Genomic DNA, 15,610 nt, shown 5'->3' with positions numbered 1-15,610 from the left:
TGGGACAAAATGATTAAACGGATAAAGCTTCGCACGCTGTTATTTGGAGGGGTTATGACCCTCCTTTTTCTCATTCTAATCGGCAGAATCTATTATGTTCAGGTACTAGACGGAGAAAAATATTATAAGATGGCCAAGCAGCGATGGTCTGCGGCGGAGACGCTGCCCGCCAAGAGGGGAACGATTACCGACAGAAACGATAACGTGCTGGCGATGGACACCATTGCTTACAACGTATCCGTAAATCCGCAAATCATTCATGATGCGGGAGTGACAGAGGAGGTCATTGAAGGACTGCATTCTTCGCTTGGCGTTTCAAAGGATGAACTGAGAAGCGTAGTAACGGCCAAAAAGAAGGATGGAACGTTTTATGTTCACCGCGAGCTTAGAGGCGGCGGCTGGCAGATCGAAAAGACGGTAGCCGACAAGCTGGTCGCTTTCCGGGACGATTTGAAAAAAACAATGATCGAGCAGAAAAAAGGCACCGACACGGGCATTTATATTCAAGAGACGCTAAAGCGCACTTATCCTCGCAAGACGCTGGCTTCGCAGTTGGTAGGTTACGTCAGTTTGGACCGGGAAAAGATGACCGGCGTAGAGGCCTATTTCAATGATGAGCTAAGCGGCGAAGACGGATATATGCGCTATGAAAAGGACGGGAAGCGGGTTCAGCTCTCCCAAGGCGAAATGGAATATCAGCCGCCTAAACATGGCAGTCAAATTAAGCTGACCATTGACAACGATATCCAGCATTATACGGAGGAAGCGCTTCGGGAAATCGTCAAAAAATATAATCCGAAAAGCGCAACGGCGATTGCGGCCGATCCCAATACGATGGAAATATTGGCGATGGCCAATATGCCGGAATTTAATCCAAATGAATATTGGAAAGCGGATTACGCCCATATGTACAATCATGCGGTAGGCTCGCTCTATGAGCCCGGCTCCACGTTCAAAATTGCGACGCTGGCGGCTGCCGTAGAAGAGGGTCTGTTTAATCCCGAAGAAGAATATAAATCTGGCAGCATTAAGGTTCCCGGCGATACGAAAATCATTCGGGACCATAATTTGGACGGATGGGGCAACATCACTTTTTTGGAGGGTCTTAAACGTTCAAGTAACGTAGCTTTTGTCAAGCTGGGCCTTGAGCGCTTAGGCGCCGAGAAGCTCCGCGAATATTTTACCAAATTCGGCTTTGGCCAAAAGACGGGCATCGAGCTGACGAACGAAGCGACGGGCTCGATGCGATTCCAATACAACAGCGAAGTGGCGACGGCCTCCTTTGGACAAGGCGTTTCAACAACGGCGATTCAGCAGGTTGCGGCAGTAGCGGCTGTAGCAAACGGCGGCAAGCTGATGGAGCCGCATATTATTAAAAGCATTACGGATCCTTCTACCAAAACAACAACGGTAACGGAGCCGAAAGTGGTTAGACAGGTCATTTCGGAGGAGACTTCGCGCCAAGTAGGCGAATATTTGGAGCAAGTCGTCTCCGACCAGCAGAACGGTACCGGCAAAAACGCATATATCGAAGGGTACCGGGTAGCGGGCAAAACGGGGACGGCTCAGAAAGTTGTGAACGGGAAATATTCCGAAACCAAATTTATGGTGTCCTTTATCGGCTACGCTCCCGTTGACAATCCGAAAATCGTCTTGTACATCGCGGTCGACGAACCGAATGACCGTTATGCGGGCGGCGGTACCGTCGCAGCTCCCGCTTTCCGTGAAATCGTGCTGAAGAGCTTGCGCAAGATGGGTGTAGCGCCGAACTGGGAACCGAACGAAGATTCTGAGGAAAAAGAAATCTATGTGACGGTTCCCGATTTGAAAGAGCTGAAAGTGGCGCAAGCCAAAGCCGAGCTGAAAGCGCAGGCGATGACGGCAGAACTTGTCGGCAACGGCGGCACGGTGCTCGGTCAAATTCCGGCGGCGGGCTCCATCGTTCATCCAACCCAAAAAATTTATTTGATCACGGAGAAAAAAGACAAGCTGGCGATCCCGGATTTAACGGGGGTATCGCTTCGAGACGCGCTTGAGCTTACCTCGCTCATCGGCGTCCGTCTCGTTACAGAGGGAACGGGATATGTCGTATCCCAGACCGTACAGGAAAAGGACGGCGTGCGAACGGTGCATGTCAAGCTTTCCCCGCCGGTTGGTTCGGACGAATATGTACAACCGGAAGAGCCGGAGTCTACTGAGACGGAAGGTGAAACGGAAGCCGGAGGAAATGAGGGGACCGGCAGCGGGACCGGGGACGGCACTTCCGACAACGGTTCCGGTCAAACCGGCGGGACGGCCGAACCTCCAGCGTCAGAAGGCACGGAGAGACGAGAAACAAACATCGAGCATGTAGGTGAGAATTAGCAGTACAACAATATAGCTTGTTCTATCCCCCCCTTGTCCCGAATAAGCTGGGAGTGAGCGTCAGTGTACGTTCTTTGCGAAGCTCGGGCCTAAGGGGGACTTGGAATGAAAGTTTCGAACGTAACGGTTAGAAGGCGGCTGTTCATTGTTTTGGTTTTGGCCGGCATAGCGTTTGTTGCACTCAGTATCCGGTTAGGATACGTCCAATTGTGGAAAGGCGCGGAGCTGGCGCAAAAGGCCGAAAATTCTTGGCGCCGTGAAATCCCTTACGTGGCGAAGCGAGGGGAAATTTGGGACCGCAACGGTGTGCAGCTTGCTTACAACGTAAGCTCGCCGACGGTGTGGGCCATACCCGTTCAAGTGAAAAATAAAGAAGAGACAGCAGCGGCCTTGTCCCGCTTGCTGGATATGACGCAGGAGACGATTCTGAAAAAGCTGAACACAAAAGCGATGATAGTGAAGCTGGGCCCCGGCGGGCGCAAAATTACGCTGGAGAAAGCGGAAGAAATTCATGCGCTTGGCTTGCCGGGAATCGTGGTGGCGGAGGACAACAAGCGGTATTACCCATACGGCAGCCTGGCCGCTCACTTGCTTGGCTTCACCGGGATTGACAATCAAGGACTGACTGGCGTGGAGTCCAAATATAATGAGCTTCTTAGCGGCATTCAAGGCAACGTGTCTTTCCTGTCGGATGCGGCGGGACGGCAAATGCCAAACTCCTCGGATACGTACAACGAACCGAAGGAAGGATTGACTCTTCAACTGACGATTGATCAGGAAGTCCAATCCATTATGGAGCGCGAGTTGGATCAAGCGATGACCTCCCTCCAAGCGGACAGCATTATTGCGATCGCGATGGACCCTGACAATGGGGAGATTTTAGGGATGGCAAGCCGTCCTACCTACGAGCCGGACAAATACAAGGAAGTAGCCTCAGAAGTTTACAACCGGAATTTGCCGATATGGATGACTTACGAGCCGGGGTCTACCTTTAAGATCATAACGCTCGCTGCGGCGCTGGAAGAAAAGAAAGTCGATTTGAACAACGAGCGTTTTTTTGATCCGGGTGCCGTTGAAATCGGAGGGGCCAGACTGCGCTGCTGGAAAAAAGGCGGCCATGGCAGCCAAACGTTTTTGGAGGTTGTGGAAAATTCCTGCAACCCGGGATTTGTAGCGCTTGGCAATCGGCTGGGCAAAGATACTTTGTTTAATTATATTAAAAACTTTGGCTTCGGCACCAAAACGGGCATCGATATCGGCGGCGAAGAAAACGGCATCTTGTTTAAGCTGAGCCAAGTCGGCCCGGTGGAACTGGCAACTACGGCATTCGGCCAAGGGGTTTCCGTCACTCCGATTCAGCAAATAACAGCGGTGTCCGCTGCCATTAACGGAGGCACCTTGTATAAGCCGCATGTGGCTAAGGCGCTGATCAACCGGGAAACCGGGCAAACGGTACAGACGATAGAACCGGAAGCGGTCAGGACCGTGATCTCCGAGGAAACGTCGAAACGGGTGCGCGAGGCTTTGGAAAGCGTTGTCGCCAAAGGAACGGGCCGCAACGCATTTATAGACGGATATCGGGTTGGCGGCAAGACGGGTACCGCGCAAAAAGTGGTGAACGGCCGCTATTCCGCCAATGAGCATATCGTTTCGTTTATTGGCTTCGCGCCCGCCGACGATCCCGAAATCGTCGTTTACGTCGCGGTCGACAATCCGCAAGGCATTCAGTTCGGGGGTGTCGTCGCCGCGCCTATCGTACGCAACATTATGGAGGATGCGTTGACGATTCTTGATATTCCTCCGCGCGAGAAGCAGATTGACCGCCTCTACAAATATGGAGATACGCCGATCGTCACGGTGCCGAATTTGGTCGGCAAAAGCGTATCGGATTTATATGAGGATTTGAATATGAATTTCAACTTAACGTCGGCCGGCTCCGGCAAAGTGGTCATTAAGCAGGCGCCCGCGGCGGGAGCTCGTGTTGACAGAGGTTCGACGATCCGGATTTATTTGGGCGACGAAGAAGACGTTCCGCATTCACACTGACCGTACGAGTTATTGGCTTAGTACTACGAGTCATTAACGCAGATCAACCAGACATGAACGCAGATCAACGAGTCATTAACGCGATTGCTTTGGGCGGCATATAGTATTCCGTCAGAGCGATCGAGGGAGGCTTGATGGTTATGCGTTTGTGCGATCTGGCTGAAACGCTGATTACCGCCCGGCTTGTTGGAGACGGGGAAACGGAATTTACCGATGTGGAAGTGGATTCGAGAAAGGTGCGGCCCGGAGCCCTGTTTCTATGCGTGCCGGGTCATACGGTGGACGGCCACGATTATGCCGCCGATGCTGTTAAGAGAGGGGCGGCCGCCGTTGTGGCGGAGAGGCTGCTGGCGCTTAACGTACCGCAGCTGATCGTGAAGGACAGCCGGCTCGCTAGCGCGATTATTGCGGATTGCGTCTTTGCTCACCCTAGCGAAAAGGTTCGTTTAATCGGGGTGACGGGCACAAACGGGAAGACGACTACGACTTATTTAATAGAGAGAATCTTGAATGACGCGCGTAAGGCGGCAGGTGTGATCGGTACAATCGGCTGGAGATATGGCGGACGCCAGTTCCATACGGACGGGACGACGCCGGATAGCCATGAGCTGCAAAGGCAGCTGGCGGAAATGCGGGATGCCGGCGTTGAATATTGCGCCATGGAGGTGTCCTCGCACGCCCTTGAGCAAGGAAGGGTGAAGGGCTGTCGCTTCCGAACCGCCATTTTTACCAACTTAACGCAGGATCATTTAGATTATCATGGAACGATGCAGCAGTATGCGGATGCCAAAGGGTTATTTTTTTCCAGACTAGGAAATGCTTACCCAGAAGCTCTGCACGAGCGTTCCTATGCGGTTTTGAATGCGGATGACGCCGCCTCGGCCCGGTTTAAATTGTTGACATCGGCAGAGATTGTATCGTTCGGAATCGAAAACGAAGCGGATGTAAAAGCGGACAACATTTCCATCACGCCGCAAGGAACATTTTTCCGGGTTTCGACCTTTAAGGGCGAAGCCGATATCGGGCTTAAGATGGCTGGCAAGTTTAATGTGTACAACGCGCTCGCCGCCATTGCCGCCGCTTTAATTGAAGGGATTGGCTTGCCGGATATTAAACGTTCGCTGGAGTCGATTCCCGGAGTGCCGGGCCGGGTCGAAAGCGTAGACGAAGGTCAGCCGTTCGCCGTTATTGTCGACTATGCCCATACGCCCGACGGCCTCGATAACGTGTTGCGCGCCGTTCGGGAGTTTGCACAGCGCAAGGTCATTTGCGTCTTCGGTTGCGGAGGCGACCGGGATCGGAGCAAGCGGCCGCTTATGGGCCGGATAGCCGCGAAGCATTCCGATTATGTGATCGTCACCTCGGACAATCCGCGGAGCGAGAGCCCGGAACGCATTATCGAGGATATCGCCGTAGGGGTTGTGGAAGCAGGAATAAACTCTTCGGATTTCCAAATGATACCGGATCGACGCGCCGCAATTGAAAAAGCGGTTGAAATGGCAAGCCCAGGCGATGTAGTATTGATTGCGGGGAAAGGTCATGAAACCTATCAAATAATCGGAAGAGAAGTATTTCCTTTCGATGATCGAATAGCGGCAAAAGAAGCCATAAGGGGATTGTTACATTGATTAAACGGACTATTGGTCAAATCGCAGCCATGTGCGGCGCCATACACAAGGGAGGACGGGGTGACGAGCCGATTGCCGGCGTCATGACGGACTCCCGTCTTGCGGGCAGCGGGGAGCTGTTCGTTCCGATCGTCGGAGACCGCTTCGACGGACATGAATTTGCTGCGGCGGCTGTCGCCAGCGGTGCCAAAGCGATGCTGTGGCAGAAGGGACGGGACATTCCTGAAGGCATGCAGGATATCGCTTTTCTGCTGGTGAAAGATACGCTTGCGGCGCTCCAGCGCCTATCGTCTGCTTACCGCAGCGAGCTGATGGTGCGGGTGGTCGGCATTACGGGCAGCAACGGAAAAACGACAACAAAAGATATGGCGGCGGCGCTGCTTGGCACGAAATACCGCGTCCTGAAAACGGAAGGAAATCTGAACAACCATATCGGATTGCCGCTTACGCTTCTTAGCATGGACGAGGATACGGAAGTGGCGGTACTCGAAATGGGAATGAGCGGCTTTGGAGAAATCGAGCTTTTGACGAAGCTTGCACAGCCCGATGTCGCTATTATTACGAACATAGGCGACGCCCACTTGCTGCAGCTTGGCTCCAGAAGCGGAATCGCCAAAGCGAAGCTGGAAATTGCGCTTGGACTCGGCGAGGGAGGCACTTTGCTGTACAACGGCGATGAGCCGCTGCTGACCGAAGGGCTGCAAGAGCTGAGCTTGTCCGAAGAGATCGCTTTGCGGACGTTTGGGCTTGAAGAGGACAATGAATGGTCGGCCCAGCAAGTGGAGCTTGAGCCGTACGGGAGCAGCTTTGTAGCTCTGTACAAAGGCGCTGCAACCGGCCTTGGCCGACTCCACATTCCAGTGCCTGGCCGTCACAACATAAGCAATGCGCTTGCAGCCATTGCGGTAGCTCGCCTGTTCGGCGTACAGCCGGGAGATATCGCTGCCGGGTTCGGCGGCCTTAAGCTGACCGGCATGAGAATTGAGCCCGGCAAAGCTTTTAACGGCGCTGTCGTTCTTAACGATGCCTATAACGCCAATCCGACCGCTGTCAGGGCGGCCATCGATTTGGTCGCGGGACTTTCGGGCTTCGGCCGGAGGTGGATCGTGCTTGGCGATATGCTGGAGCTAGGCCCGGACGAGAATGAGTTGCACCGCGGAATCGGGCAATACATTTCGGAGGGCAAAGCCGAAGGCGTACTTACTTACGGACCTCTTTCCGCCTATACGGCCGAAGGAGCGCTTGCGAGCTTGAAATCGGCGGCGGATGAGGGGCTGGTTCGTCATTTTGACGACAAGGAACAATTGGCCCAGTGGCTGAAGGAGAGGCTAGCGCCATCTGATCTTGTACTGGTGAAAGGTTCTAGAGGCATGAGAATGGAACAGGTTGTCAACGCTTTGGAGAAGGGGTGATAGAGATGGACATGATGGTCATATTATTTTCAATCGGCGCTTCCTTTTTGCTAGCGGTTCTGCTCGGGCCACTGTTCATCCCGTTGCTTCGGAGACTGAAGTTCGGTCAGCAAATTCGTCAGGTAGGGCCGCAAAGCCATTTGAAAAAAAGCGGCACTCCGACGATGGGCGGCATTATTATTATGATTGCGCTTATGATTGCGTTTTTGCGCTTTTCCGATAAAACATCCGAGTTTTGGGTGCTGCTGACAGCTTCGCTTGGCTTTGGGCTCGTCGGCTTTTTGGATGATTACATTAAAATTGTATTTAAAAGATCGCTAGGTTTGACGGCTAGGCAAAAGCTGTTCGGCCAGCTTCTGTTTTCCATCATCGTTTGCGCTTTGCTCTACAATATGAATCACAGCACGGAAATTTCCGTACCGGGGACGGGCTGGGGGTTTGACCTTGGCTGGTTCTATTATCCGTTTGTGGTTATCATTATGTTTGCCGCCAGCAACTCCGTCAACTTTACCGACGGGCTGGACGGCTTGCTTGCAGGCACAAGCGCTATTGCTTTCGGAGCGTTTACGATCGTGGCGCTGCAAACCTCCTCTCATGAGTCGGCCGTATTTTCCGCTGCTATGGTAGGGGCGGTGCTCGGCTTTCTCGTGTACAACGCGCATCCTGCCAAAGTGTTTATGGGCGACATGGGGTCGCTCGGCATTGGCGGGGGCATAGCGGCTGTTGCGATTTTGACCAAAACGGAGCTGCTTCTCATCGTCATCGGCGGAGTTTTCGTTTTGGAAATGCTGTCGGTTATTATTCAAGTGACCTCCTTCAAGCTGAGAGGGAAGCGTATTTTCAAAATGAGCCCGATCCATCATCATTTTGAGCTTGTCGGCTGGTCGGAATGGAAAGTCGTGACCGTCTTCTGGTCGGTCGGCTTGCTGCTGGCCGCAGTTGGCTTATTGTTCGTTATTTAAACCAAACTACTATTGTGTTTGCGGTTCTCCTAAAGCGAGAGCCGCTTCACGTATCCATAGGAAGGAATGTCGCTATGAACCATCCGTCAACTTATAATGGCAAAAGAGTCGTTGTGCTCGGACTTGCCAGAAGCGGCGTCAGCGTGGCAAAGCTGTTCCACCGGCTTGGAGCCGACGTCATCGTCAACGACAAAAAAGAACGCGAATCATGTCCCGAAGCGGATGAACTGGCCGCTTTGGGCATTTCTGTGCTATGCGGCTATCATCCGGACGATCTGGTAGACGGCAATACGGCACTGCTTGTCAAAAATCCGGGCATCCCGTATTCCGCGCCCCCTGTTCGCCAAGCGCTTCAGCATGGCGTTGAAGTCATTACGGAGGTGGAAGCGGCTTATTGGCTTTCACCGGCTCCGATTATCGGCATTACAGGCTCCAACGGAAAAACGACGACAACTACTTTAATCGGCAAGCTGCTAGAAGAGGCGGGACTGAGGCCAATCGTTGCGGGCAATATCGGTTTGCCGCTATGCGATGCTGTAGAGGAAGCGGCGGCAGACGGCTGGATTGTAGCGGAGCTTAGCAGCTTCCAGCTAAAAGGCACATCGGCGTTCCGTCCAAAAATTGCGCTTTTGCTTAATTTGGCGGAGACGCATTTGGATTACCATGGAGATATGGCGGATTATATCGCTTCCAAGCGGAAGCTGTTCGCCAATCAAAGGAGCCAAGATATCGCGGTGCTCAATTGGGACGATGCGGCATGCCGGCAAGTCGCCGAAGAAGGGCTTGCCGCTCGGCTGCTCCCCTTTTCGCTTTATGAATCTTTGGAATCCGGCATTTGCATCGAACCGCCATTTTCTAGAGAATTTGCGGCGGAAGGCAACGATATAAGCCGGGTAATCGTGTATAGACCTGCGAACGCAACTGAGGGCGGAGAGAGGATTATCATGCCTGTAGACGCGCTAGGCATTCCAGGCAGACACAATGCGGCAAATGCGTTGGCGGCCATTGCGGCGGCCATTGCGGCGGGCGCTCCAATTGAATCGCTGGCCAAACCTTTGATGGAGTTCAAAGGGGTAGAGCATCGCCTTGAGTTTGTGAGAGATCATAACGGCGTTTATTACTATAACGATTCCAAGGCGACCAATCCGACGGCGACTACGATGTCCGTCCGTTCCTTGAAAAGACCTATCGTGCTGATCGCGGGCGGTCTTGACCGAGGCTCCGATTACATGGAGCTGCTGCCTCTGTTCAAGGGGTTGAAAGGGCTTGTCACGCTGGGCGAAACAAGCGAGAAGCTTCTGCGAGTGGCGGAGCTGGCAGGTTTATCGAACGTCCTTTCGGTGAACGCTGAGAAGGACGCCGAGGGCACCCTCCAGCAGGCGGTCAAGCATGCGGCAGAGCTGGCGGAGCCGGGCGATGCCGTGCTGCTGTCGCCTGCGTGCGCGAGCTGGGACATGTTTGCATCCTATGAGCAGAGAGGGAGCATTTTTAAACAATCGGCGCATACCTTGTAAGTAGGGGGCCTGTCCCTACTTTCCTATGCTAAGAGGTGTGTTCGCTATGGCAAAAGCGCGGTCTGCCCCGGATATTTGGCTGCTTGCGGCAATAGGGCTTATTCTTGCGATTGGTTTGATCATGGTATACAGCGCGAGCGCGGTGCTCGCCTTTCATGAATTTGGAGACCGATTCTATTACGTAAAGCGGCAGCTGTTGTTTGCCGGGCTGGGCATAGGTGCGTTACTATTTACGATGAACGCCCATTATTCGAATTGGAAGAAATGGGCGCCGGCCGCATTGATCGTCTGTTTCGTCTTGCTCGTTATCGTTTTGATCCCCGGAGTCGGGGTCGTGCGGGGCGGAGCGCGAAGCTGGCTCGGCATCAGCTCCTTCGGCATTCAGCCTTCGGAGTTTATGAAGCTGGCCATGATTTTGTTCTTATCGAAATGGCTGTCTGAGAAGCAGCAAACGATTACGCTGTTTGCGAAAGGGCTTATGCCCCCATTAGGCCTTGTCGGCCTCGCTTTCGGCATGATCATGCTGCAGCCCGATCTCGGAACCGGCGCGGTTATGGTCGGAGCTTCTCTTATTCTTATTTTTACGGCCGGCGCAAGAATGGCGCATTTGGGCGCGCTTGCGCTTGTGGGCGTTGCGGGCTTCGTCGGACTTATTTTGGCGGCCCCTTACCGCCTTGCGCGGATTACTTCTTTTTTGGACCCTTGGGGAGATCCCCTTGGCGGCGGCTATCAAATCATTCAATCGCTTTTTGCGATAGGCCCCGGAGGGCTTGTTGGTCTCGGCCTTGGCATGAGCAGGCAAAAGTTCAGCTATTTGCCGGAACCGCAAACCGATTTTATTTTTTCCATCTTGGCGGAGGAGCTTGGTTTTATCGGCGGTGCCGCTTTGATCTTTTTATTTTTAATTGTAGTGTGGCGAGGCATCCGGGCGGCGATTGCGGCGCCGGATACTTTCGGAAGCCTGCTCGCTGTCGGCATAACCGGCATTATCGGCGTACAGGTGCTTATTAACATTGGCGTTGTCATCGGCATGATGCCGGTAACCGGCATTACGCTGCCGCTAGTCAGCTATGGGGGCTCTTCGCTTACGCTGCTGCTGACGGCGCTTGGCATTTTGCTGAACATATCCCGTTATTCGAGGTGAAAATGATGCGTATCGTGTTGACTGGAGGAGGAACGGGCGGCCATATTTATCCTGCGGTTGCCGTTGGCAAACATATGGTGCAGAACGATCCGGACACGAAGTTGCTATATATCGGAACGCCAAATGGAATGGAGAGCAGAGTGGTTCCTGAACATGGCATCCCGTTTGAGTCGATTGAAATTACAGGCTTCCGCCGGAAGCTTTCATTTGAAAATGTAAAAACGGTCATCCGCTTTTTGAAAGGGGCGCAGCGGTCGAAGAAGCTGCTGCTGGAGTTCAAGCCCGACGCAGTCGTCGGAACGGGCGGCTACGTGTGCGGTCCCGTCGTTTACGCGGCGGCGAAGCTTGGCATTCCTACTTTTATCCATGAGCAAAATGCAATTCCCGGTCTGACCAACCAATTTTTGTCCCGTTACGCGGATCATGTCGGTGTCAGCTTTCCGGATGCGGAATCCCATTTTCCAAAAGCGAAACAAACGTCGTTTACCGGCAATCCTTGCGCAACGAACGTACTGCGCGCCGTTTCCGGGAGGGGGCTTCAGTCGCTGGGACTGCCTCCTGGCAAGCAATATGCGCTTATGGTAGGGGGAAGCAGAGGGGCTAGAGCTTTTAACGAAGCGATCGTGGAGATGGCCCCTATGCTGGATAGGCTGGGCAGTGTTCATTTTGTATTTGTAACGGGCGATATCTACTATGAGTCTACAAAAAAAAGAATAGAGGAGACGGCGCCGGACGCGCTGGCGCGGCTGACTCTCCTCCCGTATGTGCACAATATGGCCGAAGTGCTGCGCGATTCGGCGCTTGTCGTCAGTCGTTCGGGCGCGTCCTCGCTTGCGGAAATTACGGCGCTTGGACTGCCGTCCATTTTGATCCCGTCTCCTAATGTAACGAACAACCATCAGGAGGCAAACGCAAGAAGCCTCGTATCGGGCGGAGCGGCCGAGATGGTGCTGGAGCGGGAGCTGTCTGGAGCTTCGCTCATCCGCAAGCTGGAAGAGATGCTGAAGGACCCTTCCCGTCTGTCGGCGATGTCGGACGCTTCAAGCCAGCTTGCTGTTCCGGATTCGGCGAGCCGGATCGCGGACGTTCTCATTCGGATGAATGCGAGGCGCTAGCGGACGGTGTGGGCGATTGTCACACAAAATGGCAATAAGGCATAGGATACGTTATAATTCGTGACCGTCAACTGCGGGAGCGGAATTACAATAGTCGGCGAATGGCAGAAGATCTTGCAGCATCAAAGGAGGAAGTCGCAATGGAAGCACTTATAGCGGAACTGGAAAAGGCTGGCGTAGGCGAACTGCTGCGCAATGAACCGCTTTCGAAACATACAACTTGGAAAATCGGCGGACCGGCCGATCTTTTGATTCTTCCGAGGGGAAAGGAAGGGCTGGTAGCGGCCGTCCGGCTGCTGCATCGGCACGGAGTGGAGTGGACCGCTCTTGGGCGCGGCTCCAATATGCTGGTCGGAGACAGGGGCATTCGCGGCGTTGTAATCAAGCCGGCGAGCGGACTCGATTATGTGCGCTTCGATGGGGGGACCGTTATTGCGGGAGCTTCCTATTCATTTATTAAACTGTCGGTTATGGCAGGCAAGCAAGGCCTGACGGGATTGGAGTTCGCGGGGGGAATTCCCGGAACGGCAGGCGGCGCCGTCTACATGAACGCGGGCGCGCATGGGTCGGATGTGTCACGTATTTTCAAATATGCCGACATTGTTCTGGAAACAGGAGAATTGGTTCGCTATGGGCGGGAAGATATGCGTTTTGCCTACCGGCACTCGATTCTTCATGAGATGAAGGGGCTGGTTGCGGAAGCGGCATTTGAGCTGGAGGAAGGCGACAAGGCGGAAATTACTGCGAATATGGCTTCCTATAAGGAACGGAGACTTAGAACGCAGCCATTGCAGATGGCCTGCGCGGGAAGTGTATTCCGCAATCCTCCCGGCGACTTTGCGGCAAGGCTGATCCAAGAGGCGGGGCTTAAAGGCTACAGCATTGGAGAAGCGCAGGTATCCGAACTTCATGCCAATTTTATTGTCAACACAGGGACAGCGACAGCTAGAGATGTTCTCGCCCTTATGTCTCATATCCAAAGCACCGTGGAGCAGCGTTTCGGCGTCAAGCTGGTGCCGGAGGTATTGGCGGTGGGCGAGCGGTAACTCGGAGGTGATACATTGGACAAATTGGTGATTGAAGGCGGGAAACCACTCTCAGGAACCATAGTTATCCAAGGAGCGAAAAATGCCGCCTTACCGATATTGGCAGCGAGCCTGCTGGCCGAGGGCACGACTACGATTGATTCCGTGCCTCATCTGCTCGATATCGACGTGATGCTGAACATTTTGCGCGAATTGGGATGCCGGGCCGAACATGCTGGAGACACGGTTGTGCTGGATACATCATCGGCACATACGGCGCATGTTCCGGAAACGCTTATGAAACAAATGCGATCTTCGATTTTTCTGATGGGCCCGCTTCTTGCGCGGTTTGGCGAAGTCCAGGTTTATCAGCCTGGCGGCTGCGCGATCGGCGAGCGGAAAATCGATTTGCATTTGCAAGGCCTTGAGGCGCTTGGAGCGGAAATTGAAGAGGTAGGAAACCGGATCATATGCCGGGCAGGCAAGCTGAAGGGAGCCGATATCCATCTGAGTTTTCCAAGCGTAGGCGCGACGGAAAACATTATGATGGCGGCCGTTCTAGCGGAAGGCCGTACAACGCTTAGCAATGCGGCCCGGGAACCTGAAATTCAGGATTTGCAGCGGTTTCTCAATGAAATGGGCGCTAAAATTATGGGCGCCGGAACAGATACGATTACGATTGAAGGCGTGAGCCGCCTAACTCCTTGCAGATACAAAGTGATTCCCGACCGAATCGTAACGGGCACCATTATGGTGGCAGCTGCGGCTACAAGAGGTCAGATCACGCTCCAGCAAACTCAGCCCGCCCATCTCTCTTCTCTCATTCACGTTCTTCGTCGTGCAGGTGTTCAAATCGTCGTCGACGGTGATATAATAAAGGTTGGCAGTTCCGCAAGGCCGAAAGCGGTGGAGCGTATCGTGACTTCCCCGTACCCGGCTTTCCCTACCGATTTGCAATCTCAGGTTATGGTGCTTCTCGCTCTGGCGGACGGAGTAAGCATTTTGAAAGAAACGATTTTTGAAGGCCGCCTTAAACATGTGGATGAACTGTCCCGCATGGGAGCGGATATCCGGGTCGATATTAACGCAGCGTTTATCCGCGGCGTGCCGCGGCTTTACGGAGCGACGGTAGAAGCAACCGATCTGCGCGCGGGCGCGGCGCTTGTGATAGCCGGCCTTGCCGCTCAAGGCCGAACGGTTGTGGAGCAAGTTCATCATATCGACAGGGGCTACGACAAAATAGAGACCATGCTGGGCAGACTTGGAGCCCGGATTACGCGGTCCGCCCCGGTGCCTCATACACCTACTAATTCATGATATGCCGGTGACTGGCAAGTTAGAAACGATAGGCTTCCTCGAGGATGAGAAGATAAAGCGACGGGTGCGAACATGCCGATCCGCTTTACTTTGCAACTGCTAGAGGGGCCGTCGTTTTACAGAAACGAGGGACAAGTTATGAGTACAGGAATGCCTGTGCTGAAGGAGCCCGTTCGCAAACGCAAAGGCAACAAAAAGCTGCTTGCCGTATTGTTTCTGCTCTTTGTCTCTTTGCTTGCGGTTTTGTTTTTTAATTCCTCCATCAGCAAAGTTTCAGATATTCAAATTACGGGTACCCATTTTACGACAACGGATGAAATTGCAGCGTCAGCCGGCCTCGCGGTAGGAGACGCTTTTTTCAAAACGGCATCGGAAGTCATCTCCTCCAAAATACAGAAGCTGCCTCAGGTGCAATCGGCAAAAGTGACAAAGGCGTTTCCTGGAGTCGTTAAAATCGTGGTGCAGGAATATCCAGTCGTCGCCTTCGAGCTTGCCGTAGACGGGAAATTGACAGCTTTATTATCGAATGGAACGAGCGTAGAAGCGGACCATGAGGGTGACCGGCTACTGGACAAGCCAGTGCTGACGGGGTGGAAGCCGGACGATTCCGTTAAGCTGGAGCTTACAAAGCAATTGGCGAAAATTCCGGACAAGCAATTATCCGATCTTTCGGAAATAACACCTATTCCTTCCAATGCCTATCCTGACCGCATCCGTATGTATACGCGCACTGGCTTTGAAGTGATGACGGCCGTCTCCGTTCTCCCGGACAAAATCGAGGCGCTTAACGCCGTCATTGAAACTCAAGAGCCTGGAAAGATCACCATGCTGCTCGCAGATACGTATGTCCCTTTTCAAATAGAGGACTTAGAAAATGTGGAATCTGGGCAAAAAGAGACTACTCAATAGCTTGAAAGAATGGTAGAATTTTATGTATTACGCCCTTGGACAAGGGCTGGCGGCGATTTGCCGGGCATAAAAATACGGCGCAATATTCATGCAAAAGAATGACGCTAACGCTTTAATAGTAATATTTTTCCAACCTTCGATGGTCATTCATGAAAGTTATGAAATTTTTGTTGA

Annotated in this window: 11 protein-coding genes; all 11 read left to right on the top strand. The window is 53.2% G+C overall.

What is annotated here, in order from left to right; all coding sequences use genetic code 11:
• The first annotated feature begins 9 nt into the window (after positions 1 to 9).
• The 11 genes from ACFQZE_RS08600 to ACFQZE_RS08550 all read left to right on the top strand — a co-directional run bounded on the left by ACFQZE_RS08600 (position 10) and on the right by ACFQZE_RS08550 (position 15,436).
• A complete protein-coding gene (locus tag ACFQZE_RS08600) occupies positions 10 to 2,364 on the top strand; it encodes a penicillin-binding transpeptidase domain-containing protein (RefSeq protein WP_379355800.1) in 2,355 nt (784 codons plus the stop codon).
• Positions 2,365 to 2,469: 105 nt separating this feature from the next.
• Positions 2,470 to 4,410: a stage V sporulation protein D gene (locus ACFQZE_RS08595; RefSeq protein ID WP_379355798.1), complete on the top strand. Its 1,941-nt coding sequence runs from the start codon at positions 2,470 to 2,472 to the stop codon at positions 4,408 to 4,410.
• A gap of 140 nt (positions 4,411 to 4,550) precedes the next feature.
• Positions 4,551 to 6,038: a UDP-N-acetylmuramoyl-L-alanyl-D-glutamate--2,6-diaminopimelate ligase gene (locus ACFQZE_RS08590; RefSeq protein WP_379355796.1), complete on the top strand. Its 1,488-nt coding sequence runs from the start codon at positions 4,551 to 4,553 to the stop codon at positions 6,036 to 6,038.
• The gene (locus ACFQZE_RS08585) at positions 6,035 to 7,450 is read left to right on the top strand and encodes a UDP-N-acetylmuramoyl-tripeptide--D-alanyl-D-alanine ligase (protein WP_379355794.1); all 1,416 of its coding nucleotides are present in this window, start codon (positions 6,035 to 6,037) and stop codon (positions 7,448 to 7,450) included. Before ACFQZE_RS08590 ends, ACFQZE_RS08585 begins: the two co-directional genes overlap by 4 nt.
• Positions 7,451 to 7,455: 5 nt before the next feature.
• The gene (gene mraY, locus ACFQZE_RS08580) at positions 7,456 to 8,412 is read left to right on the top strand and encodes a phospho-N-acetylmuramoyl-pentapeptide-transferase (RefSeq protein ID WP_379355792.1); all 957 of its coding nucleotides are present in this window, start codon (positions 7,456 to 7,458) and stop codon (positions 8,410 to 8,412) included.
• 74 nt (positions 8,413 to 8,486) lie between these two features.
• Entirely contained in the window at positions 8,487 to 9,926 is a 1,440-nt protein-coding gene (murD, locus tag ACFQZE_RS08575; RefSeq protein WP_379355790.1) for a UDP-N-acetylmuramoyl-L-alanine--D-glutamate ligase, read from the top strand.
• Positions 9,927 to 9,972: 46 nt separating this feature from the next.
• Entirely contained in the window at positions 9,973 to 11,070 is a 1,098-nt protein-coding gene (spoVE, locus tag ACFQZE_RS08570; protein WP_379355787.1) for a stage V sporulation protein E, read from the top strand.
• Between the two features lie 5 nt (positions 11,071 to 11,075).
• On the top strand, positions 11,076 to 12,185 hold the full coding sequence (murG, locus tag ACFQZE_RS08565) for an undecaprenyldiphospho-muramoylpentapeptide beta-N-acetylglucosaminyltransferase (RefSeq protein WP_379356986.1): 1,110 nt from the start codon (positions 11,076 to 11,078) through the stop codon (positions 12,183 to 12,185).
• 140 nt (positions 12,186 to 12,325) lie between these two features.
• A complete protein-coding gene (gene murB / locus ACFQZE_RS08560; RefSeq protein WP_379355785.1) occupies positions 12,326 to 13,231 on the top strand; it encodes a UDP-N-acetylmuramate dehydrogenase in 906 nt (301 codons plus the stop codon).
• A 15-nt stretch (positions 13,232 to 13,246) separates the two neighbouring features.
• A complete protein-coding gene (gene murA / locus ACFQZE_RS08555; protein ID WP_379355783.1) occupies positions 13,247 to 14,527 on the top strand; it encodes a UDP-N-acetylglucosamine 1-carboxyvinyltransferase in 1,281 nt (426 codons plus the stop codon).
• A 138-nt stretch (positions 14,528 to 14,665) separates the two neighbouring features.
• Positions 14,666 to 15,436, top strand: a complete 771-nt coding sequence (locus tag ACFQZE_RS08550; RefSeq protein WP_379355781.1) for a cell division protein FtsQ/DivIB — start codon at positions 14,666 to 14,668, stop codon at positions 15,434 to 15,436.
• Positions 15,437 to 15,610 lie beyond the last annotated feature (174 nt).

It is taken from the genome of Paenibacillus sp. GCM10027627 (assembly GCF_042675505.1).
Classification (GTDB): Bacteria; Bacillota; Bacilli; order Paenibacillales; family Paenibacillaceae; genus Pristimantibacillus.
This window is presented reverse-complemented; position numbering and strand designations above follow the sequence as displayed.

Coding starts and splice junctions, on each gene's coding strand:
- murD (WP_379355790.1), top strand. CDS start 8,487: ATGAACCATCCGTCAACTTATAATGGCAAAAGAGTCGTTGTGCTCGGA.
- murB (WP_379355785.1), top strand. CDS start 12,326: ATGGAAGCACTTATAGCGGAACTGGAAAAGGCTGGCGTAGGCGAACTG.
- ACFQZE_RS08600 (WP_379355800.1), top strand. CDS start 10: ATGATTAAACGGATAAAGCTTCGCACGCTGTTATTTGGAGGGGTTATG.
- murG (WP_379356986.1), top strand. CDS start 11,076: ATGCGTATCGTGTTGACTGGAGGAGGAACGGGCGGCCATATTTATCCT.
- ACFQZE_RS08590 (WP_379355796.1), top strand. CDS start 4,551: ATGCGTTTGTGCGATCTGGCTGAAACGCTGATTACCGCCCGGCTTGTT.
- spoVE (WP_379355787.1), top strand. CDS start 9,973: ATGGCAAAAGCGCGGTCTGCCCCGGATATTTGGCTGCTTGCGGCAATA.
- ACFQZE_RS08550 (WP_379355781.1), top strand. CDS start 14,666: ATGAGTACAGGAATGCCTGTGCTGAAGGAGCCCGTTCGCAAACGCAAA.
- mraY (WP_379355792.1), top strand. CDS start 7,456: ATGGACATGATGGTCATATTATTTTCAATCGGCGCTTCCTTTTTGCTA.
- ACFQZE_RS08595 (WP_379355798.1), top strand. CDS start 2,470: ATGAAAGTTTCGAACGTAACGGTTAGAAGGCGGCTGTTCATTGTTTTG.